Source organism: Profundibacter amoris, from assembly GCF_003544895.1.
In the GTDB taxonomy this organism is placed as follows: domain Bacteria; phylum Pseudomonadota; class Alphaproteobacteria; order Rhodobacterales; family Rhodobacteraceae; genus Profundibacter; species Profundibacter amoris.
Window position 1 is genome coordinate 430,292 of the sequence record NZ_CP032125.1, and the last position, 22,853, is coordinate 453,144.

General features: G+C 58.0%; 27 protein-coding genes. 18 read left to right on the top strand and 9 right to left on the bottom strand.

Annotated elements, in window-relative coordinates; all coding sequences use genetic code 11:
• Window position 1: 1 nt before the first annotated feature.
• Together BAR1_RS02070 and BAR1_RS02075 are read left to right on the top strand one after the other, a co-directional pair.
• Complete coding sequence (locus tag BAR1_RS02070; protein ID WP_118941481.1) at window positions 2-607, top strand: pyridoxamine 5'-phosphate oxidase family protein; 606 nt, start codon at window positions 2-4, stop codon at window positions 605-607.
• Window positions 601-1,251 carry a histidine phosphatase family protein gene (locus BAR1_RS02075; RefSeq protein ID WP_162891646.1) on the top strand — a complete coding sequence of 217 codons (651 nt, stop codon included), beginning with the start codon at window positions 601-603 and terminating at the stop codon, window positions 1,249-1,251. The genes BAR1_RS02070 and BAR1_RS02075 overlap by 7 nt, the downstream gene beginning before the upstream one ends.
• A 38-nt stretch (window positions 1,252-1,289) precedes the next feature.
• Here BAR1_RS02075 and BAR1_RS02080 read toward each other — a convergent pair whose 3' ends face one another.
• The 4 genes from BAR1_RS02080 to BAR1_RS02095 all read right to left on the bottom strand — a co-directional run bounded on the left by BAR1_RS02080 (window position 1,290) and on the right by BAR1_RS02095 (window position 5,315).
• Entirely contained in the window at window positions 1,290-2,777 is a 1,488-nt protein-coding gene (locus BAR1_RS02080) for a tripartite tricarboxylate transporter permease (RefSeq protein WP_118941483.1), read from the bottom strand.
• Between the two features lie 12 nt (window positions 2,778-2,789).
• Window positions 2,790-3,233, bottom strand: coding sequence for a tripartite tricarboxylate transporter TctB family protein (locus tag BAR1_RS02085; protein ID WP_118941484.1), 444 nt, complete (start codon window positions 3,231-3,233; stop codon window positions 2,790-2,792).
• Window positions 3,233-4,180 (bottom strand): Bug family tripartite tricarboxylate transporter substrate binding protein, encoded by a 948-nt coding sequence (locus tag BAR1_RS02090; protein ID WP_118941485.1) that lies wholly within the window; start codon window positions 4,178-4,180, stop codon window positions 3,233-3,235. Before BAR1_RS02090 ends, BAR1_RS02085 begins: the two co-directional genes overlap by 1 nt.
• Before the next feature lie 172 nt (window positions 4,181-4,352).
• Entirely contained in the window at window positions 4,353-5,315 is a 963-nt protein-coding gene (locus BAR1_RS02095) for an acetyl-CoA carboxylase carboxyltransferase subunit alpha (protein ID WP_118941486.1), read from the bottom strand.
• Between the two features lie 130 nt (window positions 5,316-5,445).
• Here BAR1_RS02095 and BAR1_RS02100 point away from each other — a divergent pair, with 130 nt between their 5' ends.
• Window positions 5,446-6,285 carry an AraC family transcriptional regulator gene (locus BAR1_RS02100; protein WP_118941487.1) on the top strand — a complete coding sequence of 280 codons (840 nt, stop codon included), beginning with the start codon at window positions 5,446-5,448 and terminating at the stop codon, window positions 6,283-6,285.
• An 11-nt stretch (window positions 6,286-6,296) separates the two neighbouring features.
• The gene (locus tag BAR1_RS02105; protein WP_118944307.1) at window positions 6,297-6,938 is read left to right on the top strand and encodes a GyrI-like domain-containing protein; all 642 of its coding nucleotides are present in this window, start codon (window positions 6,297-6,299) and stop codon (window positions 6,936-6,938) included.
• A gap of 84 nt (window positions 6,939-7,022) precedes the next feature.
• Here the strand turns inward: BAR1_RS02105 and BAR1_RS02110 are convergent, their stop codons facing one another.
• The gene (locus tag BAR1_RS02110; protein ID WP_118941488.1) at window positions 7,023-7,979 is read right to left on the bottom strand and encodes an L-malyl-CoA/beta-methylmalyl-CoA lyase; all 957 of its coding nucleotides are present in this window, start codon (window positions 7,977-7,979) and stop codon (window positions 7,023-7,025) included.
• Window positions 7,980-8,254: 275 nt separating this feature from the next.
• Between BAR1_RS02110 and dgcN the strand changes: the two genes are divergently transcribed.
• From dgcN to BAR1_RS02130, 4 genes are all read left to right on the top strand, one after another.
• Window positions 8,255-9,256: an N-acetyltransferase DgcN gene (dgcN, locus tag BAR1_RS02115; RefSeq protein ID WP_118941489.1), complete on the top strand. Its 1,002-nt coding sequence runs from the start codon at window positions 8,255-8,257 to the stop codon at window positions 9,254-9,256.
• A gap of 81 nt (window positions 9,257-9,337) precedes the next feature.
• On the top strand, window positions 9,338-10,303 hold the full coding sequence (gene dgcA, locus BAR1_RS02120; protein WP_118941490.1) for an N-acetyl-D-Glu racemase DgcA: 966 nt from the start codon (window positions 9,338-9,340) through the stop codon (window positions 10,301-10,303).
• Between the two features lie 3 nt (window positions 10,304-10,306).
• Window positions 10,307-10,921 carry a 3'-5' exonuclease family protein gene (locus BAR1_RS02125; protein WP_118941491.1) on the top strand — a complete coding sequence of 205 codons (615 nt, stop codon included), beginning with the start codon at window positions 10,307-10,309 and terminating at the stop codon, window positions 10,919-10,921.
• Between the two features lie 70 nt (window positions 10,922-10,991).
• The gene (locus BAR1_RS02130; protein ID WP_118941492.1) at window positions 10,992-11,855 is read left to right on the top strand and encodes a D-amino-acid transaminase; all 864 of its coding nucleotides are present in this window, start codon (window positions 10,992-10,994) and stop codon (window positions 11,853-11,855) included.
• A gap of 9 nt (window positions 11,856-11,864) precedes the next feature.
• Here the strand turns inward: BAR1_RS02130 and BAR1_RS02135 are convergent, their stop codons facing one another.
• From BAR1_RS02135 to BAR1_RS02145, 3 genes are read right to left on the bottom strand one after another with little or no spacing between them, the layout of a single operon-like run.
• Window positions 11,865-12,182 carry a DUF1244 domain-containing protein gene (locus BAR1_RS02135; protein ID WP_118941493.1) on the bottom strand — a complete coding sequence of 106 codons (318 nt, stop codon included), beginning with the start codon at window positions 12,180-12,182 and terminating at the stop codon, window positions 11,865-11,867.
• Window positions 12,183-12,198: 16 nt separating this feature from the next.
• Window positions 12,199-12,543: a 5-carboxymethyl-2-hydroxymuconate Delta-isomerase gene (locus BAR1_RS02140; RefSeq protein ID WP_118941494.1), complete on the bottom strand. Its 345-nt coding sequence runs from the start codon at window positions 12,541-12,543 to the stop codon at window positions 12,199-12,201.
• A gap of 9 nt (window positions 12,544-12,552) precedes the next feature.
• Window positions 12,553-13,293, bottom strand: a complete 741-nt coding sequence (locus tag BAR1_RS02145; RefSeq protein ID WP_118941495.1) for an N-formylglutamate amidohydrolase — start codon at window positions 13,291-13,293, stop codon at window positions 12,553-12,555.
• A 135-nt stretch (window positions 13,294-13,428) separates the two neighbouring features.
• Between BAR1_RS02145 and pyk the strand changes: the two genes are divergently transcribed.
• The 8 genes from pyk to pheT all read left to right on the top strand — a co-directional run bounded on the left by pyk (window position 13,429) and on the right by pheT (window position 20,742).
• A complete protein-coding gene (gene pyk, locus BAR1_RS02150; protein ID WP_118941496.1) occupies window positions 13,429-14,874 on the top strand; it encodes a pyruvate kinase in 1,446 nt (481 codons plus the stop codon).
• Between the two features lie 36 nt (window positions 14,875-14,910).
• Window positions 14,911-15,135, top strand: a complete 225-nt coding sequence (locus BAR1_RS02155) for a hypothetical protein (protein WP_118941497.1) — start codon at window positions 14,911-14,913, stop codon at window positions 15,133-15,135.
• 145 nt (window positions 15,136-15,280) lie between these two features.
• Window positions 15,281-15,481 carry a 50S ribosomal protein L35 gene (gene rpmI / locus BAR1_RS02160; RefSeq protein WP_118941498.1) on the top strand — a complete coding sequence of 67 codons (201 nt, stop codon included), beginning with the start codon at window positions 15,281-15,283 and terminating at the stop codon, window positions 15,479-15,481.
• A 14-nt stretch (window positions 15,482-15,495) separates the two neighbouring features.
• Complete coding sequence (gene rplT / locus BAR1_RS02165; RefSeq protein ID WP_118941499.1) at window positions 15,496-15,855, top strand: 50S ribosomal protein L20; 360 nt, start codon at window positions 15,496-15,498, stop codon at window positions 15,853-15,855.
• A 118-nt stretch (window positions 15,856-15,973) separates the two neighbouring features.
• The gene (pheS, locus tag BAR1_RS02170; protein ID WP_118941500.1) at window positions 15,974-17,047 is read left to right on the top strand and encodes a phenylalanine--tRNA ligase subunit alpha; all 1,074 of its coding nucleotides are present in this window, start codon (window positions 15,974-15,976) and stop codon (window positions 17,045-17,047) included.
• A gap of 47 nt (window positions 17,048-17,094) precedes the next feature.
• The gene (locus BAR1_RS02175) at window positions 17,095-17,625 is read left to right on the top strand and encodes a hypothetical protein (protein WP_118941501.1); all 531 of its coding nucleotides are present in this window, start codon (window positions 17,095-17,097) and stop codon (window positions 17,623-17,625) included.
• Window positions 17,626-17,902: 277 nt separating this feature from the next.
• Window positions 17,903-18,343, top strand: a complete 441-nt coding sequence (locus tag BAR1_RS02180) for an ASCH domain-containing protein (RefSeq protein ID WP_118941502.1) — start codon at window positions 17,903-17,905, stop codon at window positions 18,341-18,343.
• Window positions 18,340-20,742, top strand: coding sequence for a phenylalanine--tRNA ligase subunit beta (gene pheT, locus BAR1_RS02185; protein ID WP_118941503.1), 2,403 nt, complete (start codon window positions 18,340-18,342; stop codon window positions 20,740-20,742). The genes BAR1_RS02180 and pheT overlap by 4 nt, the downstream gene beginning before the upstream one ends.
• Here the strand turns inward: pheT and BAR1_RS02190 are convergent.
• Window positions 20,731-21,627: a LysR family transcriptional regulator gene (locus tag BAR1_RS02190; RefSeq protein WP_118941504.1), complete on the bottom strand. Its 897-nt coding sequence runs from the start codon at window positions 21,625-21,627 to the stop codon at window positions 20,731-20,733. The two genes, pheT and BAR1_RS02190, sit on opposite strands and share 12 nt — an antisense overlap.
• A 53-nt stretch (window positions 21,628-21,680) precedes the next feature.
• Here BAR1_RS02190 and BAR1_RS02195 point away from each other — a divergent pair, with 53 nt between their 5' ends.
• Together BAR1_RS02195 and BAR1_RS02200 are read left to right on the top strand one after the other, a co-directional pair.
• Complete coding sequence (locus BAR1_RS02195) at window positions 21,681-22,340, top strand: class I SAM-dependent methyltransferase (RefSeq protein WP_323368583.1); 660 nt, start codon at window positions 21,681-21,683, stop codon at window positions 22,338-22,340.
• A gap of 62 nt (window positions 22,341-22,402) precedes the next feature.
• Window positions 22,403-22,849, top strand: a complete 447-nt coding sequence (locus BAR1_RS02200; RefSeq protein WP_118941506.1) for a YtoQ family protein — start codon at window positions 22,403-22,405, stop codon at window positions 22,847-22,849.
• The last annotated feature ends 4 nt before the right edge of the window (window positions 22,850-22,853 follow it).

The window sequence follows — 22,853 nt, forward strand, 5'->3', positions numbered from 1 at the left end:
GATGGAGTATATCGACAGTATCGAAGAACTGGAGGCGCTCTACGGGCATCCGGCACAAGCCGCGCTGGTCAAGGTGGCGCACCGGATGACACCCACCTACCGCGCGTGGATTATGCGCAGCCGGTTTTGTGTGGTTTCCACTGTGGGGCCGGATGGTGTTGATGGTTCACCCCGTGGCGACGATGGGCCGGTGGTGCAGGAACTGGACGAACACACGCTGGCCCTGCCGGACTGGCGCGGCAACAACCGCATGGACAGCCTGCGCAATCTGGTGGCGGACGAACGTATCGCGCTGATGTTCATGGTTGCCGGTTCCGATAATGTGGTGCGGGTGAATGGCTGTGCGCGGATCACCATTGATGCCGGTATCCGCGCGCGGTTTGAAAAGGACGGCAAGCGGCCGCGTTTGGTGATCATTGTCAAAATTTCCGAAATCTATTCCCAATGCGCGCGGGCCGTGATGCGGGCGGGTTTGTGGACGGACGGGGACCTGTCCCAAGGTCTGCCAACGGTGGGCGATATGCTGAAGGAAATGACATCCGGCGAATTTGACGGCGCAACCTATGACCGCGACTGGGGCGCCCGCGCAAAGGAAACACTGTGGTAGAACTGACCCTGATCCGCCACGGGCAGGCCCAGACGGGCGCGCAGGACGAGGCGAGCTATGACAATCTTAGTGATCTGGGCCACCGGCAGGCACGCTGGCTGGGCGAGGCCCTGCGCGACGGGGGGCCGTTCGAGCGGATCATCTCGGGCGATATGAAGCGGCAGGTCCAGACCGCCGAGGGGTTGGCACTGGGCGTGCATCACAGCATTGACCCGCGGTTGAACGAGCTGGACTATTTCGGTCTGGCCGCCAGCCTGAAGGCCAGTCACGGGGTGGATATTCCCGATGATATCCAGAGTTTCGCCCGGCATGTGCCGCAGGTTCTGGATGTCTGGCGCCAGGGCGGAATGAACGGCGATCTGGAAACCTATGACGAATTTTGCAGCCGGATCATGGGCGCGCTGCACAATGCGGCAGGGCAGGAGGGGCGCACGGTGCTGGTCACGTCAACCGGTGTGATTGCCACGCTGTCAGCCATCGCGCTGGGGCTGGACATGGTGAAAAAGACCAAGCTGTTTTTGCGGGTGATGAATACCTCGGTCCACAAATTCGAACTGCTGGGCGATGAATTGCATCTGACGCAATTTGGTGCCGTGCCGCATCTGGAACACCCCGACAGGGCCTATGCACAGACATATGGATAGCAAAAGGGGCGCAGATTATACGCCCCTTTTAGTTTTTCTTATTCGGCCTGTGGTTTTCCGCCGCGCACCATTTTGTAATAGGAATACAGCGGCGGGATCAGCAGGGCCAGAATGATCACCCACATAACCTTGGCGATATTGCTGTGAAAGAAGATCATAGGCGAGCCGTGACCGATGATCATACCTTGCGTAAAGCCACCCTCGGCAATCGGGCCAAGGATCAGGCCAAGGATCAGCGCCTCGAGCGAATAGCCCAGCTTTTTGATCACCAGCCCGCCAAGGGCAAAGGCGATCATCAGATAGACATCGAACACCGAGTTGTTCAGCGCATAGGATCCCAGCACCGCAAAGGCACTGACCACGGGCACCATCAGGGCCGGCGGGATCAGGGCGATACGGGCCAGATAGGGCGCGAATGACAGCCCCACAATCAGGAATACCCCGTTGGCGACAAACATCGAGATGATGAACGGATAGGTCCGGTTGGCATATTCGGTAAACAGATCCGGCCCCGGGATCATCCCGTGGATGATAAAGGCGCCCATCAGGGCGGCGGCCACCGAATTTCCCGGAATGCCCAGCGTCAATGTGGGAACCAGCGAGCCGCCAACGCAACCGTTGTTGCCGGATTCAGCGGCGGCAATGCCTTCGGGGTTGCCCTTGCCGAACAGCTCTTTGGTTTTAGAGATGCGTTTGGACAGGTTGTAGGAAATAAACGCGGCAATGGTTGCGCCTTCACCCGGCAGAATGCCGATCACCGTGCCGGTGCCTGACCCAAGCGCGATATGCTTGCCGATCCCTTTTGGCATCGGTTCGCTTTTCTGCTTTTTGTGCAAGGCCGAGGTATCGACAGTGTGGTGCTGCATTCCGGCCAGTTCCAGCATCTGGATCATCGAAAACAGGCCAATCAGCGCCGGCATGAAATCAATCCCGTCGACCAGTTCCACCAGCCCCATCGTATAGCGCTGGCTGCCTGACATGTCGTCGGTGCCGACAACGGCAATGATCATACCCAGCAGGCCCGCGATCAGCGCCTTTAGCAGGGACGAGTTTTCATCGGCAATCGAAATGATCCCCGCCAAACCCATCAGCGCCAGCAAAAAGGTTTCCGCCGGACCAAAAGCCAGCGCCTGCCGCGCCAATACGGGGGCGAACAGCAGCAGGATCATGATTGAAAACATCCCGCCGGTGAAGGATGCAATCACCGAAACCTTCAGCGCAAGACCGGCCTTGCCTTTTTTGCTCATCGGATAGCCCTCGATGGCGGTGGCAACAGCGGCAGGTGTGCCCGGTGTGTTCAGCAAAATAGCAGGGATCGAGCCGCCATACATGGCGCCACAGTAAATACCGCCCAACAACATCAGGCCCATTGTCGGGTCCATTGTGTAGGTAAACGGCACCAGCAGGCCCACAGCCATAGTGGCTGTCAGGCCGGGCATGCCACCGATTGCCACACCGGCAACGGTGCCGATTGCAATGGTCAGCAGGGCGGGGCCGGAAAAAACAATTGCCAGATATTCAAACATTCACGGTCCCCGTCAGAAATTGATGCCGGGCAAATTGACCGACAGAAGTTGGATAAACACCAGATAGACAAAGCCCAGCACGCCAACGGTCGTCAGCCCGATTGTCAGCAGATTTCGGTATCCCAGCATGTATGACATAACCGGAATAAAGATTGCCGCAGGAATGAAAAAGCCCAAAGGCTCGAACACCAGCGCAAAGATGATCAGGGCAACCAGCAGGCCAAGAAAACGTGGCAAATGACCGGTCAGGACCAGCCTGTCATGGCTGCGGTCTTTCAGCAGGCTATGGCCCAGCTGGACAACAGACAGCCCGCCAATAAACACCGCCAGAAACTGCACGTATTTGGCGGAAGTCTTGATCGCGATGCCTTTGTAATAGGCTGTGCTGAAGTAAAGCAGCACAGCCATTACGATGAGCAGCACCAGAACGGCGCGGTCAACGGTTTTCCTGGTCATTACCAAGGCGCTTTGTCGAAAACAGCCTGGGTTTCTGCCTGCAATGATTGCAGGTAAGACAGGTAGTCTGGCCCGCTCATTGGCAGCAGAAAGATCGAACCGGTTTTGGCATTGGCAATGAATTCATCGCTGGCCATGACTTCGGTCAGCATTTTGTCCAGCTGATCCTGCACTGCGGCATCAATTCCGGCAGGTGCAACAAAACCACGGGTGGCGCGCATCAATACGGTGATGCCCTGTTCCTTGGCTGTGGGCATGTCCGGCAGATGTTCGTCACGCTCTTCTGTCAGAAGGGCGATGATGCGGGCATCTCCGGCCTTGTGCTGTTTGATCATCTGCGACAGGTTCATGAAGGCCGCATCCACATGGCCGCCAAGGATGGCCGCTTTTTGTTCGGTCGACCCTTTGGTGGGCAGCAGGTTGAATTCAACGCCGGTCGCGGCTTCAAAGGCTTTGGCGGCAAGGAAATCATCCGAGCCGATGCCGTTCACAGCTACGGTCAGGGAATTGGCCTTGGCCGCTTCGGCCAGACTGGCCATATCGGTGATCGCGCTGTCTTTGGGAACAACCACGATGGCCGGATCCTGTGCGGTGTTGCCCATAATGTGAAAACTGTCGAGCGTATACTTTGCACGACCCGAAACAATATGCGCCACCAGTTGGGGTGTGAAGACAAGGCCGATGGTGTAGCCGTCCGGAGTGGCGCGAGCGATGTCTTCAAAGCCCTTTTGACCGCCCGAACCAGGCACGTTTTTGATCACGAATTCAAAGCCGTCATAGTTTTTCTCGGCCAGTTCCGTGAACATGCGTGCCGTGCGATCCGTTGATCCGCCAGCCTTGGACGGGACAACAATTGTGATAGATTTTTCAGGATATTCGGCAATGGCCGCGCCTGCCGTCAGCCCCAGAGCCATTACAACGCCGGCAAAAAGTGATTTTTTTAGCATCCATTCTCTCCCATTTATTATCAGGGGAGTTTTGATACATTCACCTCCCCATAGTTAGGCCACAGAATCTGTAGGCCCGTTCAATGTAGAGATGACCATAACAATAGAGGACGGGAGCCGCCTATTACTTTGATCTGTGATTTTGTTAATAATGTTACAAAGAAAGTGGGCTTTACGCTGCCAAACCTTTTGACCCGATTGACAGGAATTTCTGGCGACGGTCCTTGACCAGCGCGTTCGGCTTTTTCTTGGACAGCTCTTTCAGTGTCGCCTTCAACGCTTTGCCAACCCCTTCAATCGCCGCGCTGCGGTCACGTTGTGCGCCGCCGGCGGGTTCCTTGACGATCACGTCAACCACACCCAGCTGGTTCAGATCCTGCGCGGTCAGACGCAGGGCTTCGGCGGCTTCGCGCATCTTTTCGGCGTCTTTCCACAGGATCGAGGCACAGCCCTCGGGGCTGATCACCGAATAGACCGAATGTTCCAGCATCAACAGCCGGTTGGCCGTGGCCAGTGCCACAGCCCCGCCCGAGCCACCTTCGCCGATGATTACGGAAATCAGCGGCACTTTGACTTGCAGGCATTTTTCGGTTGACCGCGCGATGGCCTCGGATTGTCCGCGTTCCTCGGCGCCTTTGCCGGGGTATGCACCGGGTGTATCAACCAGCGTGATGATCGGCAGGCCGAATTTGTCGGCCAGTTCCATCAGGCGGATCGCCTTGCGGTAGCCTTCGGGTCGGGCCATGCCGAAATTGCGTTCAATGCGGGTTTTGGTGTCGAACCCTTTTTCCAGCCCGATCACCATCACCGGCGTATCGCCCAGTCGTCCCAGACCACCCATAACAGCGTGGTCGTCTGCAAAATTGCGATCACCGGCCAGCGGGGTGTATTCGGTAAACAGGGCTTCGATGTAATCCTTGCAATGGGGCCGGTCGGGGTGGCGGGCCACCTGACATTTGCGCCAGGGGGTCAGGTCTTTGTAGAGATCCTTCAGAAGATCGGCGGCTTTTTTGTCCAGCGCCTTGGCTTCTTCCTCGATATCCATTTCCTCGTTGGCACGGGCCATGGCGCGCAGCTCTTCGGCTTTGCTTTCGATCTCTGCCAGCGGTTTTTCAAATTCGAGGTAATTTGCCATGGGTCTCTCCGAAATTCTGGTTGTTGTGATATATGACGATGCGGGGCGGGATTTGCAACGGGGGCATTATGGCAAGATTTGTTAAATCCAGCCGTGGCAGGGTGATTTCAGCAATTGATAAGGGGGCCGCATGGCCGGTTCATATGAGAAACGTCTGATGCGGGTGTTGGAATACATCCATGCCAATCCGGCGGGCGATTTGTCGCTGGACAGGCTGGCGGATGTGGCAGCGATGAGCCGCTTTCACTGGCACCGCGTGTTTCATGCGATGACCGGCGAAACCTGTGCGCAGGCCACGCGGCGAATCCGGCTGCATCGGGCGGCGTGCTGGCTGGTGCAAACGGATGATCCCGTGGCCGAGGTGGCAAAGCGCAGCGGCTATCCGTCGGCGCAAAGTTTCACCCGTGCCTTTGGCGAAGTGTTCGGCATATCCCCCGGCAGGTTCCGTAAGCGCGGTGATCTGACATCACCGTTTCTGCAACTTAGAAAAGGAGAATACCCGGTGTTTCCCGTTGAAATCATCACCGCACCGTCCCGTCGTTTGGCCGCTATGGCACACAAAGGCCCCTATCTGGAAATTGGCAATGCGTTTCAGAAGGTTGCCGGTGTTTTCACAGCGCGCAATCTGTGGCCGCAGGCGCAAGGGATGCTGGGGATTTACTATGACGATCCGACAACAGTTGCGGCGCAGGATTTGAACAGCCACGCGGGGGTGATCGTGGGGGATGATTTTGAAATGCCTGAAAACCTGCAGGATGTTCGGGTGCCGGACGGGCGTATGGCCGTGATGCATTATAAGGGACCGTATGCGGGGCTGAATGCGGCGTATGAGTATATGTATGGGGAATGGTTGCCCAATTCGGGCAAAGAGTTTCGCGATGCGCCCGGTTTCGAGGTTTATCTGAACGATCCGATGGATACCGCACCGGATGATTTGCTGACGGATATATGTGTGCCGCTTAAGGCATAAGGGGAATGGACATGTTGAAAACCGATTTCAAAAAGCAGGACAAGGCGCTTTATTCTGGCAAGGTGGGGCGGTTTGATGTGATTGACGTGCCTGAAATGAATTTCCTGATGATTGATGGCATGGGGAACCCGAATACATCGCCTGCTTATGGTCGGGCGGTGGCCGCGTTATACGGTCTTGGCTACGGGTTGAAATTTTTTGGCAAACCCCGCGGCGTGGATCATGTGGTGCCGCCACTGGAAGGGTTGTGGTGGGCCGATGACATGGGCAGTTTCACATCCCGCGACAAGGACAGTTGGAAATGGCGGATGATGATCCGGCAGCCTGATTGGGTCAAGCAAGCGGATTTGGCCGAGGTTCTGGAGAGCGTTGTCGCCAAAACGGCCAAGAAGAAAGAGGCCCCGACGGACGAAGAAACCCTGCGCGCGGTTTGTCTGGAGCGGTTCGGCGAGGGGCTGGCTGTGCAGGTGCTGCATGTCGGGCCTTATGATGCGGAGGGGCCGGTGCTGGAAGAAATGCACAAGCGGTTCATCCCTGACAAGGGGTTTGTGGCTCGCGGATTGCATCACGAAATCTATCTTGGTGACCCGCGCAAGATTGCCCCCGAGAAGCTGAAAACCATCCTGCGCCAGCCGGTCGCCCAGCGAAATTGAGCCGCTGCGCGGCGCTTTATATCTCGGCCCCATGAAGGGGCCTCGGGTGCCTTCGGCGAGGATATTTAGGCCATTTGGAAGGGATCAGCCGTTGATCATTTCCGACTGGCGCACGATGACTTCGGCCTGTTTGATGCTGGCGATATCGACCAGACGGCCCTTGTAGACGGTGGCGCCTTCGCCGTTGGCTTTGGCCTGTTCCATTGCGGCAAGGATTTCGCGTGCTTCCTGCACCTGTTCTTTGGAGGGTGTGAAGACTTCGTTTGCCAATGCAATCTGTTTCGGGTGGATCGCCCATTTGCCGACCATGCCCAGTGTGGCCGAACGTTTTGCCTGTGCGATGAACCCTTCGTCATCCGAGAAATCCCCGAACGGGCCGTCTACCGGCAACACCCCGTGGGTGCGGCAGGCGGCGACGATGGCGGTCTGTGCCCAGTGCCATGGATCGGACCAGTATTTCGCGCCTTCATGTGCCATGTAATAGTTTTCCTGAGTGCCGCCGATGCCGGTTGTTTGCATCCCCATGCTGGCGGCGAAATCGGCAGCACCAAGCGACATCGCTTGCAGGCGTGGCGAGGCGGCGGCGATTTCCTCGACGTGGGCAATGCCGGCGGCGCTCTCGATGATCACTTCAAGGCTGATCTTTTTGCTGCGTCCTTTGGCGGTTTCGATCGCGGTGACCAGGGCATCCACGGCGTAGATGTCGGCGGCGCAGCCCACCTTGGGGATCATGATCTGGTCCAGCCGTTCATCCGCCTGTTCCAGCAGGTCCACGACATCGCGATACCAGTAAGGCGTGTCCAGCCCGTTGATCCGCACGCTGAGGGTTTTGTTGCCCCAGTCGACATCGCCGATGGCCTGTATCACATTTTGGCGCGCGCTGTCCTTGTCTGACGGCGCAACGCTGTCTTCCAGATCAAGGTTGATCACATCCGCGTCGGAGGCGGCCATTTTTTCAAACAAGGCCACGCGCGAGCCGGGGCCGAACAACTGGCAGCGGTTGGGGCGGGCAGGGGCGGCGGGTTGAAGGCGAAAGCTCATGATGGGACCTGTGCGTAATGATGTTTCGGATTGCGTTGTGGTTTTGATATTATAGTGCGCAGGCGCCTGCAAGGCTGGAAAATTCTGTGTGATTGCGGGGGGCTGCAATGGGCGGAAGAATCTCGGCTCTTCGCCTGACAAAGAGAACATTCTTCGCTCAAAGATGCAATTCTTCGCTGTTTCTTCCAAAAATAACCTTATAGTTGGTGCTTATTGCAACCCATTTCCGCAAATGATCCCGCATGATCCCCAAGGAATTTTTCAGGGGCAGAATCATGATCGAAACACCGTATCTTCTTTTTCTCGGCGACGCGCCGGACCAATTGGCGGCCAAAGTGGCCCAGGGGATCAAGGACTGGCGGCCGCAAAACGCGCTGGGCCAGTTCCGGATGGAAGGCTGTGGCGCTGACCTTGGCCTGAAGGATATGACGCTGGAAGAGGCCAAGGCGGCCGGTGTGAAAACCATGGTGATCGGTGTGGCCAACCGCGGCGGCCATATTTCCGACAGTTGGCGCGATGTGATGGTGCGGGCGCTGGAACTGGAGATGGATATTGCCAGCGGGCTGCACAACCTGCTGCGCGACGAAGGCCCGCTGGTGGCGGCGGCGCAGACCTATGGCGCCACGCTGCATGATGTGCGGGTGCCCTCGGTGGGCTACCCCATCGCCAACGGCAGGAAGCGCAGCGGCAAGCGGGTGCTGGCGGTGGGCACCGATTGTTCGGTGGGCAAGATGTATACGGCGCTGGCGATGGATGCCGAGATGAACAAGCGCGGTATGAAATCAACCTTCCGCGCCACCGGCCAGACCGGTATCCTGATTACCGGCCACGGGGTGCCGCTGGATGCGGTGATCGCCGATTTCATGGCTGGTTCGGTTGAGTATCTGACGCCGGATAATGACGATGATCACTGGGATCATATCGAGGGGCAGGGCAGCCTGTTCCACGCCTCCTATTCCGGCGTGACGATGGCGCTGATCCATGGCGGGCAGCCTGATGCTCTGATTTTGGCGCACGAGCCGACCCGCACCCATATGCGCGGGTTGCCGGATTATTCCCTGCCCACGCTGGACCAGCTGCGCGACACCGCCCTGCCGCTGGCCCGTGTGGTGAACCCGAAATGTCAGGTGGCCGGTGTTTCGGTCAACACCCAGCATTTCGGCGAGGATCAGGCGTTGTCCTATCTGGAGGAGCTGGAAAAACGCATGGGTATTCCGGCGGTTGACCCGTTTCGTCAGGGGGCTGGTCGTCTGGTGGATGCGCTGGAGGCGATTTAGGCTGGCGTTTCATCCGCCTTTGGGCAATCTTGCGGACGAGGTTTCGCCCGCAAGCGGCTGTCCTGCCTTCAGGAGTATGCAATGACAATAACCGTTACCCCCGATGTGTTCAAACTGGCACAGGTGTTCACCATATCGCGCGGCTCGCGGACCGAGGCCAGGGTGCTGACCGTCCGCGTCACGCGCGATGGCGTCACCGGCTGGGGCGAATGTGTGCCCTATGCCCGCTATGACGAAACGCTGGACAGTGTGACGGCCGAAATCGAAGGATTACCCGAGGGCATCACCCGCGCGGATTTGCAGGATGCTTTGTCGCCGGGTGCCGCCCGCAACGCGGTGGATTGCGCCCTGTGGGATCTGGAGGCGAAACAGGCCGGTAAACGGGTTTGGGAACTGGCAGGCCTGCCCGCCCCGAAACCGGAAATCACCGCCTATACCCTGTCGCTGGACACGCCGGAAAAGATGCAGGAACAAGCCGCCAGAAACGCCTTTCGCCCGCTGTTGAAGATCAAGCTGGGCACGCCCGACGATATGATCCGGCTAGAAGCGGTGCGTGCCGGTGCGCCGAAATCCCGCATCATCATTGACGCGAACGAGGGCTGGTCCGCCGAAGTTTACGCAGACCTTGCCCCGCATTTGCTGCGCCTCGGGGTTGGGCTGGTGGAACAGCCGCTGCCCGCAGGCGATGATGACGCCCTGACCGGCATGGAGCGTCCCGTGCCCGTTTGCGCCGACGAGGCCTGTCACGACCGCGACAGCCTGCCCGCGCTGAAGGGCAAATACGATATCGTCAACATCAAGCTGGACAAAACCGGCGGGCTGACCGAGGCGATTGCCTTGCGAAAGGCGGCCGAAGCCGAAGGTTACGGCGTGATGGTGGGCTGTATGGTGGGATCATCGCTGGCGATGGCCCCTGCCACCTTGATCGCGCAGGGCGTGGCCTATACAGACCTTGACGGACCGCTGTTGCTGGCCGAAGACCGCGAGCATGCGCTGCATTTTGACGAGGCCGGCGTGCACCCACCCAACGCCGCCTTGTGGGGCTAGGTCATGGAGCAGGCAATTATCTGGGATTGCGAGTTTCTAACGTCTGAAGGTGCGCCAAGCCGGTTCTGGTGTGGCCCGCGCGATCCTGACCAGATTCTTGTGCAGCTTGGTGCTGTGCGTCTTGATCTGAACGGAAATTATGACATCGGCGCGCGTTTCAGTCAGATTGTTGTCCCGCGTGACCGGCTGGGCGAAGTTTGCGCGCTGGATTCATATTTCACTAGGCTGACCGGCATCACACAGGAGAAGGTGGCGCAAGAAGGTTTGGAACTGGCCGAAGCGCTTTCCGCCTTTGATGGCTTTTCCGGTGGTGCGCCCTTCTGGGCATGGGGCCGTGACGAATATCAGGCGCTGGCCATTTCATGTTATCTGGCGGGTATTCCCGCGCCGATCCCTGCCACACGGTTTGGCAACGCGCCGGTTTTACTGTTGAAAGCCGGAATTGCGCACGACGAAATCGTCACCTTGCGTAGTCCGAACCTTGCCGCGCACTTTGGTGTAGAGCGAGAGGGCGGGGCTGCCCACAACGCGGTGGATGACGCACATTCCGTGGCGCTTGCCCTGCAACATCTGCTGCGCAAGGGGTGCTTGCACGCCGATGATTTCATCCCTTATTGAATTATGACCGGATAATAGCTTGACCTTTCGCGGGCCCGCCCTGAAAACATATTGAAACAAGGAGAATGCCATGAGCCGCACAGTCTATTTAAACGGAGAATACATGCCCGAAGGCGAGGCGAAGGTTTCGATCTTTGACCGCGGCTTTCTGATGGCCGATGGCGTTTACGAGGTGACCAGCGTGCTGGATGGCAAGCTGATTGATTTTGAGGGCCACGCGGTGCGGCTGGAGCGCTCGTTGAAAGAACTGGACATGGCCAGCCCGATCAGCATGGATGATCTGCTTGAGGTGCACCGTGAGCTGGTGCGGTTGAACGATATAAACGAGGGCATGATTTATCTGCAAATCACCCGCGGCGCGCCGGATGACCGTGATTTCGTGTTCCCCGATCCGGCCAAGGTGCCGTCCACCATCGTGCTTTTCACCCAGAACAAGCCAGGGCTGGCGGATAATCCGGTGGTGAAAAAGGGCATCAAGGTGATCTCTATTCCGGATGAACGCTGGGGCCGTCGCGATATCAAGACCGTGCAACTGCTGTATCCGTCGATGGGTAAAATGATGGCCAAGGCCGCCGGTGCGGATGACGCATGGCTGGTCGAGGATGGCAAGGTGACCGAGGGCACATCGAACAACGCCTATATCGTCAAGGGCGGCAAAATCATCACCCGCGAATTGTCCAACGATATCCTGCACGGCATCACCCGCAAGGCGGTTTTGCGCTTTGCCAAAGAGGCGCAGATGGTTGTCGAGGAGCGCAGCTTCAGCATCGAGGAAGCGCAAGGCGCGGACGAGGCCTTCATCACCTCGGCCAGCACATTCGTGATGCCGGTTGTGGAAATTGACGGCGCGAAACTGGGTGACGGCACGCCGGGGCCGGTGGCCGCCCGCCTGCGCGAGATTTATCTGGAAGAGAGCCGCAAGGCGGCGGTATAGGTCTACGCCCTAACCGTCGCTTTCGCCCACATTTTCGGCAAAAGCCACCTTGAACGCGGCCTGCTTTTCGGGGTTGGCTTCGGTCTGGTATTTCTCTTTCCACTCGGAATAGGGCATACCGTAATAGGCTTCGCGCGCCTCGTCCTTGGTCATTTCCACCCCGCGCTCGGCGGCGGCTTCCTGATACCAGCGTGACAGGCAGTTGCGGCAGAAACCGGCCAGATTCATCATGTCGATATTCTGCACATCCCTGCGGTCCTGCATCAGGTGCTGTTGCAGGCGGCGAAAGGCGGCGGCCTCGATTTCGATACGGGTCTGGTCGTCCATTGGTGGTTCCTGTTCTTTATAGCGTGCGTTTGGCGTAGGTGGCGGTGTCGATGTCCTTGATATCCACCGACAGGCTGCCGACATCGGGCAGGGCCTGATCCAGTGCGGCCAGTATGCTGCGGGTCAGCTCGGCCTTGGTGGCCTCGTCGCGACCGGCCAGCAGGCGGATGGTGGCATGGGCAAAGCTTTGCGGCTCGGTGCCGATACGAAAGAAGGGGCAGGGGATGGCGCGCACCTTGATGGCGGACACGTCAGGGAACACACCGGATGCCGCGGCGGCATCGAACAGCGCCTGACACACGCCGGTCAGACAGTGGGTTTCATCCAGATGTCCGGCGTATTCAACGGTGATATGTGGCATGGCTTCCTCCTATAGTCCGCTGTCAGTAAGCACCTGTTCAAGGACCGGTGCAAGGCGTTTGGCCCATGCCACCTGTTGTTCGTCGGTTTTGATCAGGTCATTGCGGATCTCGATCAGCACATTCGGCCGGTTGTAGGCAATCGCGTGCCTGTCCACGGAATCGCCCACCAGATGCCCGCCATAGGGTTCGTTTTCACCAACACACAGGTCCGGTTCCTGCCGCAGCCGTTCGACCAGAGGGGCCGACAGGCGGGTGTCCCCGGCATATAGTACCCCGATATGCCACGGGCGTTTCGGATAACCGTTCAACTGCGGCGTATAGCTGTGGATCGCCACATAAAGCGTATCGTCCCGCCGCCCTGCCAGTTCCCCCAGCGCCGCGTGATAGGGCCGGTAACAGGCGTTCAGCCGGCGTTCGCGTTCGGTCGCATCCACATGCCGGTTGGCCGGAATGATGGTGCCGTCATACAGTTTCATGATCAGGGTCGGGTCGTCCTCGCCCCTGTTAGGATCAATCACAAGGCGGGAGAAATCCGACAGGATCGCGGGCGCGTCCAGCAGCTCGGCCAGCGCATATGTCACCCCCGCCGATCCCGGATCATAGGCGATATGGCGGGCCATTTCCTCTGGCGGCAGGCCGAGGTCGCCGCCGTTCACCTGTTCGGGCACGGTATTGGCGGCGTGGTCTGCCGTAATCAGCCAGCGGGCGGGGCGGTCGGCCCCGATGATATGATAGGGTTGGTATGTCATGTTCTTGTTAGCTTTTGCTTTTATACCCCACATAAGGGCAGGACCGGCAAAGCGCCAGTTGTATCAGTCGGGTTTTTGCGGCATATAACCCGTGGCCCACCGATAAATGAAGAACAAGACAAGGAACGAGGCAGTATGAAGCGCCTGCGCAATGTGAAAATCGTGGCCACCCTGGGGCCGTCCTCCAATGACTATGACATGATCCGCGCCCTGTTCGAGGCCGGCGCCGATGTGTTCCGTCTGAACATGAGCCACGGCGAGCATGACGAGATACGCGAACGCCACCGGATCATCCGCAAGATCGAAAAGGATCTGGACCGCCCGATCGCCATTCTGGCCGATTTGCAGGGGCCGAAACTGCGCTGCGGTAAATTCGCCAATAAGGCAGCAGAACTGGAGGACGGGCAGGATTTCCGGTTCGATCTGGATAAGGCCCCGGGTGAAAACCACCGCGTGCGCCTGCCCCATCCCGAAATTTTCGCGGCTTTGAAACCCGGATCGACCCTGCTGGTGGATGACGGCAAGGTCGAATTGCGGGTCAACGAATGTGGCGAGGATTACGCAGATTGCACCGTGATTGTCGGCGGCACGATTTCCAACCGCAAAGGGGTGAATGTGCCCGATGTAGTGCTGCCGTTGGCGGCGCTTTCGAAAAAGGACCGCAAGGATCTGGAGTTTGTCTGCCAGCTGGGTGTGGACTGGCTGGCGCTGTCATTTGTGCAGCGCCCCGAAGACGTGCTCGAGGCGCGCGAACTGGCGCAAGGCCGCGCGGCGATTCTGTCGAAGATCGAGAAACCGGCGGCGGTGACGGCGTTCAAGGAAATTCTGGAGGTCTCGGACGGGATCATGGTGGCCCGTGGCGATCTGGGCGTGGAACTGCCGGTGCAGAATGTGCCGCCGATCCAGAAACAGCTGATCCGTGGCTGCCGCGCGGCCGGCAAACCGGTGATCGTGGCAACCCAGATGCTGGAAAGCATGATCGACAGCCCCGTGCCCACCCGGGCCGAGGTGTCCGACGTGGCGACCGCGATTTACGAGGGCACGGATGCCATCATGCTGTCGGCTGAATCCGCCGCAGGGCGGTTTCCGATCGAAGCCGTGACCACGATGAACAACGTCGCAATCGAGGTCGAGAACGACCCGATCTATCGCGACGTGATCGAGGCATCGCGCAAACTGAAACGCAGCACGGTGGCTGACAGTATCGTTGCCGCCGCCCGTGAAATTGCCGAAACCACCGACATCAAGGCGATCTGCTGCTTTACCCAGTCGGGCACCACTGCCCTGTTGACCGCCCGCGAACGCCCCAGCGTGCCGATCATCGCGCTGACCCCGCTTACCGGCACCGCGCGGCGCCTGTGTCTTAGCTGGGGGGTGAATTGCTATTTCTCGGGTGATGTGGACCGTTTCAAACTGGCCGTGGTCAGTGCGGCGCGTGCGGCGCGCTCGTCCGGGCTGGCGACGGAAAAGGACCAGATCGTTGTGACCGCCGGTGTGCCCTTCAATGTGCCCGGAACCACCAATATCCTCAGGGTTGCGCCGTGCGAAGAAAGGTTGATTTTTCGTTCTGAACAGGAATAATACCTCCTTTAATATGTGTGTTCTGGAGGGTTATTGATGAATGCGGATCTATTTCTGGTGATTGGCCTGATTGTTTGCGGTCTGGCCATACCGTCGATTGTCAGCTCGTTTATTGATCGCCGGACACCGCGGATTGCGTCGATCATGGTTATGATCGGTGGCGGTATGATCATGATCGCCATCCTGCAAAAGCCCAGCGGATACAGCTTTCAGGAAATTCCGCAGGCCTTTGCCCGTGTGATCGGAAAATATATCAACTAGGTCTACGCCCCAAGCACTGAAACCGACGCGTTTTTCCCTTGTCATATGGCCCCAGGCGGCCTATACGACGCATCTTGAGACCGCGCGACCGGCTGGCAAGGCATGCCGAGTCGCGTTTCAACCGCCCATCTGTAAGGAGACGGAAATGCCTAAGATGAAGACGAAATCGAGCTGCAAAAAGCGGTTCAAGGTCACGGCCAAGGGCCGTGTCAAAGCAGGTCAGGCCGGCAAACGCCACGGCATGATCAAGCGTTCCAACAAATTCCTGCGCAACGCGCGCGGCACAACCACGCTGTCGGCTCCTGATGAGAAAATCATCAAGTCGATGATGCCATACAGCCGCTAAGGAGGGATTGAGCAATGAGAGTTACTTCAGGTCCAACGACCCAAGCCCGCCATAAGAAAGTCATCAAAGCCGCCAAAGGTTTTAAAGGCCGCCGTAAAAACCTGTTCAAATCAGCTACACAGGCTGTGGACAAGGCGAACCAATACGCAACCCGCGACCGCAAGCAGCGCAAACGCAATTTCCGCGCCCTGTGGATCCAGCGTATCAACGCCGCCGTGCGCAGCCACGACGAAGCGCTGACATATTCGCGTTTCATCAACGGCCTGTCCAAAGCGGGCATCGAGGTTGACCGCAAGGTTCTGGCCGATCTGGCTGTGAACGAACCGGATGCCTTTACAGCGATCGTTGAAAAGGCCCAGGCCGCGCTCGCGTAAAACTGCCCCCGTTTAGGGTAATGAATTCAAAGAAGCCGCGGCCCTTTTCGGGTTTCGCGGCTTTTTCTTTGCCTGCGCTTTGTGTTAGCAGGGCTGTGATCAAACGAAGGAATGTCTGATGGACGCGCTACGACAGAAATATATCGACGCCATTGCCAATGTCGCGGATGAAGCGGCACTCGAGGATTTGCGCGTCGCCGCTGTGGGCAAAAAAGGCGAGGTTTCGCTGAAAATGCGCGAGCTGGGCAAAATGACGCCCGAGGAACGGCAGGTGGCCGGTCCCAAGCTGAACGCGCTCAAGGACGAGATCAACTCCGCCATCGCCGCCAAAAAGGCCGCTCTGGCCGATGCCGCGCTGGATGACCGCCTGCGCAGCGAATGGCTGGATGTAACCCTGCCCGCGCACAGCCGCCCCCATGGCACAATCCATCCGGTGTCACAGGTGACCGAAGAAGTCGCGGCCATCTTTGCCGATATGGGGTTCAAGGTGGCCGAGGGCCCGCAGATCGAAAACGACTGGTACAATTTTGACGCGCTGAACATCCCGCCGCACCACCCCGCCCGTCAGGAATTCGACACCTTCTATATGAACCGTGCAAAAGGCGACGACCGCCCGCCGCATGTGCTGCGCACCCACACATCCCCCGTGCAGATCCGCGCGATGGAAAAAACCGGCGCCCCAATTCGCGTGATCGCGCCGGGTCGCGTTTATCGCAGCGACTATGACCAGACCCACACGCCGATGTTCCATCAGGTCGAGGGCATGGCGATTGGCAAGGATATTTCCATGGCCAACCTGAAATGGGTGCTGGAAGAATTCTTTGCCGCGTTTTTCGAAATCGACGGCATCAAAACCCGTTTCCGCGCCTCGCACTTCCCCTTCACGGAACCATCGGCCGAGGTGGATATCCAGTGTTCATGGGTCGACGGGCAGTTGCGCATCGGCGAGGGCGACGGCTGGATGGAGGTTCTTGGCTCGGGCATGATGCACCCCAAGGTGTTGCAGGCGGGCGGTATTGACCCCGACAAATGGCAGGGCTTTGCCTTTGGCATGGGCATCGACCGGATCGCGATGCTGAAATACGGCATCCCCGACCTGCGGGCGTTCTTTGACAGTGACCTGCGCTGGCTGCGGCACTACGGGTTCGGGGCGCTGGATATGCCGACGTTGCATGGTGGGTTATCGCGGTGACGTCTTCAAATATCTTTGAATGCATAAATTCTCTAGCGCAGTTGGTGATGGCATTTGCCGTGTCATTCGGTGTTTGGGTTGCTTATCGTCAATTGGAAGGTTGGCGAAAGGAGCGTCAAACAATTCGAAAGTCAGAAGTTGCCGAAGAGATGATTTTTATTGTTTCAAATATTGAGGATGCTTTCAAAAATATTCGCAATCCTATTGATCGTATACCAGTGGGCAAAGCGGATGATAAAAAGTTTGTTTATGAGCGCAGATATCAGAGAATTACCGATGCCAATGAGCTTTTTCAGCGGCTCAGAGAATTTCAAATTAGGTGTGATGCAGTGATTGGTTCGGAAGTTACTAAACCGCATGTTACAGCCCTGTTTAATGCACGAACTGAAGTGGCTTTGGCTATCGAGGAACTCTCCGATCTATCAGAAGATTCAAACGATGCTGCTGCAGAGGAACTGCGGAAAAGTCGTAGAGTTCTTTACGGAACTTGGACAGATAAAGATGAATTGGGCATGAAAATTATAGGTTCAATTGAGGCTATCAAAAGCAAGTTGAGTGATTATGCTCAACTATCTTAGATACAGGATTATTCCTGACTTTGCATATTTTCAACACAGGGCAGCGCCTGACCCTGGAGGGCGTTTACATGGGTTTGGATGGGGAACACCGGTGCAGGAACCACAAGGTCATTGCCGGACGCACCGCCGCAAAAGCGCCCTCCGTGGGGAGGGTCGGGCGCTGCCCGGGCAAGCCGGGCGGGGAATTTTAATTCCTCTCCACTCTTTTACCGCGCCATTGGATCGGATATGAGCGGTGCAAATTAACACCTCTGCTGACAACCCAAGGCATCCGCCCATGATCATAGACCTGCAAGACACATACCCCGGCGCGGGGACGTTCACTCTGGGCGAGGATGCCGAGACATCCGCCGCCCTGATCGCACTGGTGCGGGCCAAGACCAAGCACGCCGAATGTGCCCCGCTGGCCGAATTCGGCGGCGACGAGGCCGCGATGCCCAAGGTCGGGCGTTGCGATATCATTGCCAACTGGGATGGCACGCCGGCGGTGGTGGTCAAAACCACTTCGGTCAAAACCCTGCCCTTTGACAAGGTGACCGAGCGCATGGCGCTGGCCGAAGGCGAACACGAAACACTGGCCGAGTGGCGCAAGGCCCGCGAAAAGCATTTCAAACGCAACGGCGGATTCACCCCCGACATGCCGCTGGTGTTTGAATTTTTTGAAGTGGTCGAGAATTTGATCGGCAGTGAAATTGATCCGGACGAGGAAACAAAATGAAATTCACACTCTCTTGGCTAAAAGACCACTTGGACACATCGGCCAGCCTCGATGAAATTCTCTATGCCCTCACCGATCTGGGGCTGGAGGTGGAAGAGGTGATCAACCCCGCCGATGCGCTGGCGGATTTCACCCTTGGCTATGTGAAAAAGGCCGAAAAGCACCCCGACGCTGACCGTCTGCGCGTGTGCGAGGTGGAAACCGACGAGGGCACGAAACAGATCATCTGCGGCGCCCCCAATGCGCGGCAAGGCATCACAGTGGTGGTGTGCAAGCCGGGCATGTATATTCCGGGCCTTGATCTGACCATCAAGGTTGGCAAAATCCGCGGGGTGGAAAGCCACGGCATGATGGCCTCGGAAAAGGAACTGGAACTGTCGGACGAACACGATGGCATTATCGAATTGCCGTCGGGCGAGGTGGGCCAGAAATTCGTTGACTGGCTGGCCGAAAACGATCCCGCCAAAGTGGACCCCGTGATCGACATCGCCATCACCCCGAACCGCCCCGATGCGCTGGGCGTGCGCGGCATTGCCCGCGATCTGGCGGCGCGCGGGTTGGGCACGCTGAAACCGGCCAAAACGGCGCAGGTCAAGGGCACATTCGAAAGCCCGATCAAGGTAACGATTGACGAGGATACCCGCACCAGTGGTTGCGAGGTATTCATGGGCCGGCTGATCAGGGGCGTGAAAAACGGCCCCAGCCCCGAATGGCTGCAACAACGCCTGCGGGCAATCGGCTTGCGCCCCATTTCGGCGCTGGTGGACATTACCAACTTCTTTACTATTGATGCCAACCGGCCGCTGCATGTGTTCGATGCCGACAAGGTTTCGGGCGACCTGCGGGTGCATCGCGCCAAGGGCGGCGAGATCCTGATCGGGCTGGACGAAAAGGAATACACATTTACCGAAGGCATGGTGGTGATTTCAGATGACAACGGCATCGAGAGCATCGGCGGTATCATGGGCGGGCTGGAAACGGGCTGCACCAATGACACCGTGAATGTTTTTCTGGAGGCCGCCGTCTGGGACGCAATCGGGATTGCCAAAACCGGCCGCGCGCTGAAAATCAATTCGGACGCCCGTTATCGTAACGAGCGCGGGATTGATCCGCTGTTCAACGCACCGGCGCTGGAACTGGCCACACAGATGATCCTTGATCTGTGCGGTGGCGAGCCATCCGAAGTGGTGCAGGCCGGTGAAATCCCCGACGTGTCCCGCGCCTATCAACTGGACACCGACCGCGTGCAATCGCTGGTGGGGATGGAGATCGCACCGGAAACACAGCGGAAAACGCTGACTGCGCTGGGCTTTGTGCTGGATGACAAGGACATGGCGCAGGTGCCCAGCTGGCGCCCCGATGTGCAGGGACCTGCCGATCTGGTGGAAGAAGTGGCGCGGGTCGCGTCCCTGACGAAACTGCAAGGCAAACCGATGGCGCGCGACCACGAAGGCGTGGCGCGGCCCATTTTGACACCGATGCAGGTGCGCGAAAGCATGGCGCGGCGCACGATTGCGTCGCTGGGCTATAATGAATGTGTGACCTATTCCTTTATTGATCAGGCCAGCGCGGAATTGTTCGGCGGCGGCGATGACGCCACCATGCTGGACAACCCGATTTCTTCGGAAATGAGCCACATGCGCCCCGATCTTCTGCCCGCTCTGTTGCAGGCCGCCGCCCGCAACCAGGCGCGCGGCTTTGCCGATATGGCGCTGTTCGAGGTTGGCCCCGCCTTTAGCGGGGGCGAGCCGGGCGAACAGCATCTGCTGGCCACCGGTATTCTAATCGGCCACACCGGCCCCAAGGATGTGCACGGGGAACGCCGCGCGGTGGATGTCTATGACGCCAAGGCCGATGCCGAGGCGGTTTTGTCTGCCATCAAGGCACCTGCCAAGGCGCAGATCCTGCGGGGATCACCGGACTGGTGGCATCCGGGGCGGTCAGGCAACATCTGTCTGGGGCCGAAAAAGGTGATGGCGACATTCGGCGAATTGCACCCCAAGGTGCTGGCGGCAATGGATGTGAAGGGGCCTGCGGTGGGCTTTACCGTGTTTCTTGAGGAGCCGCCCTTTCCGCGCAACAAATCCGCCACCCGTCCGGCGCTTGCCTTGCGGGATTTGCAGGCGGTCGAACGGGATTTCGCCTTTGTGGTGGATGAAGGCGTCGAGGCGCTGAAACTGGTGAATGCGGCGGCCAGTGCGGACGTGAAACTGATCGAATCCGTGCGGGTGTTTGACGAATTCATCGGTGGGTCATTGGGCGAGGGCAAGAAATCATTGGCAATTTCGGTGCGTTTGCAACCGGTGGAAAAGACGCTGACGGACGAGGATATTGCAGTGGTGTCCGAGAAGGTGATTGCCAAGGTGGCCAAGGCAACCGGCGGCGTTCTACGCGGCTGATTGGCCCATGGCTTCGGCCAGTAAATCAAACACCAGCCGTATCCGGCGGCTGGTGTGCAATTCGCGGTGGGTGACCAGCCAGACCGGAAACTCCACCGGCTCCATCTGTGGCAAGACCCGCTCGATCCCTGTGGTCAGGGCCGCGACTTCGTCGGCCATGATCATAATGCCAAAATCCTGTTTCACCAATTCCCATGCGACAATGCCGTTTTGTGATCCGACCGGGAAATTGCCTTCATCCAGTGGCAATCCAAGGGGAAGCATAAAGTCCAGCATCTGCTGTGGGCTGCCAATGGAAACAAAATCATGCTCGCCCATATCGGCAAGGGTTTTGGGACGCCCGTGTAATTTCAGGTATCCGCTGGAGGCGTAAAAATGCGCGGTAGCCTGACGCACCAGACGCGCAATCAGATCCGGTTGTGTCGGGCGCGAGTGGCGAATGGCGATATCGGCCTCGCGCTTAAGAATATCGCGGATGTCATTATCGGCCACCACATTGATTTTCAAATGCGGGGCCAGACCGCGCAGCCGGTGCAAAACAGGCGGTAGCAGGAAGGCGGAAAAAACATCGCTGGCGGTGATACTGATTTCGCCCGAAATGCTTTGGGACTGGCCCAACGCGGCCAGCGCCAAACGATCAGCGGCATCGCCCATGATACGAGTTTGCGCCAGCAATTCGCGCCCGCCATTTGTCATTTGCAGCCGCCGGCCAACCCGTTCAAACAGCAGGATGCCCAGCCGGCTCTCAAGCGCGGCCACCTGACGTGACAAAGTCGGTTGTGTCTGACCCAGCTTGCGAGCCGCAGCCGATAGCGAGCCGTGTTCGGCGGTGGCCAGAAAGGCGCGGACGTGGTTCCAGTCAAGGGTGGCCGAAGTACTATTCATACATAAATGTATAAGTGAATTGCAAATTTGCGCAATTACTATCTGTATTTCGTATGGATATGCTGCCTGAAAAGGAGACTACCATGATGAACAATGCGAAATTCTGGGATAGGGCCGCTGCAAAATATGCCAAATCCCCTATCAGTGATATGCAGGCCTATGAATTTACACTTGAACGCACGCGATCCTACATGACGCAAAGTGATCAGGTTCTTGAACTGGGCTGTGGCACGGGATCAACCGCGATACGGCTTGCGCCTGCCGTATCAAAGATCATCGCGACGGATTGCTCGGGCGCCATGTTGGATGTGGGGCGGGCGCGCGCTGCAGAGCAGGGGACAGATAACGTTCAATTCGAAAAGGCAGTGGTGGCCGAGGCGCCAAAAGGTCCGTTTGATATGGTTACGGCGTTCAATTTATTGCATTTATTGGAAGATTTAGACGGCGCGCTGGCAGAAGCCTATGCTCGCACCAAGCCGGGTGGATACTTCATATCAAAAACCACATGCACGCCCGATCAGGGCGCCCCTTTGCATTTTCGTTTGATAATGGCTGTGCTGCCGGTCATGCAATTCTTTGGCAAAGCGCCCTTTGTGCGGATGCGAACGGTGCAAGAGCTGGAAAAAGCCATTGAGCAAGCGGGTTTCGAGATCATCGAGACCGGTAATTACCCGGCCAAGCCGCCCAGCCGGTTTATCGTTGCACGGAAATAGCAATTTGGCCCTTGGGGGATATTAGCGCTGTCGTTAGACTGGGTGAAAACAGGAGGCAAGTTATGACATTGAAAGTTTACCTATCCGGTGAAATCCACACAGACTGGCGCGAGCAGATTATTGACGGAGCCAAGGGGCTGGATGTGGAATTTTCCGCACCTGTCACCGATCACGACGCTTCGGATGATTGCGGCGTGGCGATCCTTGGCGCCGAGGCGGACAAGTTCTGGCATGACCACAAGGGCGCCAAGCTAAACGCGATCCGCACCCGCAAGGGGATTGCGGATGCCGATGTGGTGGTGGTGCGCTTTGGCGAGAAATACAAACAGTGGAATGCGGCCTTTGATGCGGGTTATGCGGCGGCACTGGGCAAATCCCTGATCGTGCTGCACGGGCCGGACCATCAACATGCGCTGAAAGAGGTGGACGCGGCGGCTTTGGCAGTGGCCGAAGAACCGGCGCAGGTGGTGCGGATTTTGCGCTATGTGTTGACGGGTGATCTGTCCTAGGCTG

Excerpts from the sequence above, each read along its gene's own strand:
- BAR1_RS02100 (WP_118941487.1), top strand. The coding sequence starts at position 5,446 with ATGGCCGGTTCATATGAGAAACGTCTGATGCGGGTGTTGGAATACATC.
- BAR1_RS02145 (WP_118941495.1), bottom strand. The coding sequence starts at position 13,293 with ATGACATACCAACCCTATCATATCATCGGGGCCGACCGCCCCGCCCGC.
- pyk (WP_118941496.1), top strand. The coding sequence starts at position 13,429 with ATGAAGCGCCTGCGCAATGTGAAAATCGTGGCCACCCTGGGGCCGTCC.
- BAR1_RS02180 (WP_118941502.1), top strand. The coding sequence starts at position 17,903 with ATGATCATAGACCTGCAAGACACATACCCCGGCGCGGGGACGTTCACT.
- BAR1_RS02085 (WP_118941484.1), bottom strand. The coding sequence starts at position 3,233 with ATGACCAGGAAAACCGTTGACCGCGCCGTTCTGGTGCTGCTCATCGTA.
- BAR1_RS02200 (WP_118941506.1), top strand. The coding sequence starts at position 22,403 with ATGACATTGAAAGTTTACCTATCCGGTGAAATCCACACAGACTGGCGC.
- pheS (WP_118941500.1), top strand. The coding sequence starts at position 15,974 with ATGGACGCGCTACGACAGAAATATATCGACGCCATTGCCAATGTCGCG.
- BAR1_RS02195 (WP_323368583.1), top strand. The coding sequence starts at position 21,681 with ATGGATATGCTGCCTGAAAAGGAGACTACCATGATGAACAATGCGAAA.
- dgcA (WP_118941490.1), top strand. The coding sequence starts at position 9,338 with ATGACAATAACCGTTACCCCCGATGTGTTCAAACTGGCACAGGTGTTC.
- BAR1_RS02155 (WP_118941497.1), top strand. The coding sequence starts at position 14,911 with ATGAATGCGGATCTATTTCTGGTGATTGGCCTGATTGTTTGCGGTCTG.
- BAR1_RS02105 (WP_118944307.1), top strand. The coding sequence starts at position 6,297 with ATGTTGAAAACCGATTTCAAAAAGCAGGACAAGGCGCTTTATTCTGGC.
- BAR1_RS02140 (WP_118941494.1), bottom strand. The coding sequence starts at position 12,543 with ATGCCACATATCACCGTTGAATACGCCGGACATCTGGATGAAACCCAC.
- BAR1_RS02110 (WP_118941488.1), bottom strand. The coding sequence starts at position 7,979 with ATGAGCTTTCGCCTTCAACCCGCCGCCCCTGCCCGCCCCAACCGCTGC.
- BAR1_RS02175 (WP_118941501.1), top strand. The coding sequence starts at position 17,095 with ATGGCATTTGCCGTGTCATTCGGTGTTTGGGTTGCTTATCGTCAATTG.
- BAR1_RS02080 (WP_118941483.1), bottom strand. The coding sequence starts at position 2,777 with ATGTTTGAATATCTGGCAATTGTTTTTTCCGGCCCCGCCCTGCTGACC.
- BAR1_RS02090 (WP_118941485.1), bottom strand. The coding sequence starts at position 4,180 with ATGCTAAAAAAATCACTTTTTGCCGGCGTTGTAATGGCTCTGGGGCTG.
- dgcN (WP_118941489.1), top strand. The coding sequence starts at position 8,255 with ATGATCGAAACACCGTATCTTCTTTTTCTCGGCGACGCGCCGGACCAA.
- pheT (WP_118941503.1), top strand. The coding sequence starts at position 18,340 with ATGAAATTCACACTCTCTTGGCTAAAAGACCACTTGGACACATCGGCC.
- BAR1_RS02095 (WP_118941486.1), bottom strand. The coding sequence starts at position 5,315 with ATGGCAAATTACCTCGAATTTGAAAAACCGCTGGCAGAGATCGAAAGC.
- BAR1_RS02125 (WP_118941491.1), top strand. The coding sequence starts at position 10,307 with ATGGAGCAGGCAATTATCTGGGATTGCGAGTTTCTAACGTCTGAAGGT.
- BAR1_RS02070 (WP_118941481.1), top strand. The coding sequence starts at position 2 with ATGGAGTATATCGACAGTATCGAAGAACTGGAGGCGCTCTACGGGCAT.
- BAR1_RS02190 (WP_118941504.1), bottom strand. The coding sequence starts at position 21,627 with ATGAATAGTACTTCGGCCACCCTTGACTGGAACCACGTCCGCGCCTTT.
- rplT (WP_118941499.1), top strand. The coding sequence starts at position 15,496 with ATGAGAGTTACTTCAGGTCCAACGACCCAAGCCCGCCATAAGAAAGTC.
- BAR1_RS02130 (WP_118941492.1), top strand. The coding sequence starts at position 10,992 with ATGAGCCGCACAGTCTATTTAAACGGAGAATACATGCCCGAAGGCGAG.
- BAR1_RS02135 (WP_118941493.1), bottom strand. The coding sequence starts at position 12,182 with ATGGACGACCAGACCCGTATCGAAATCGAGGCCGCCGCCTTTCGCCGC.
- rpmI (WP_118941498.1), top strand. The coding sequence starts at position 15,281 with ATGCCTAAGATGAAGACGAAATCGAGCTGCAAAAAGCGGTTCAAGGTC.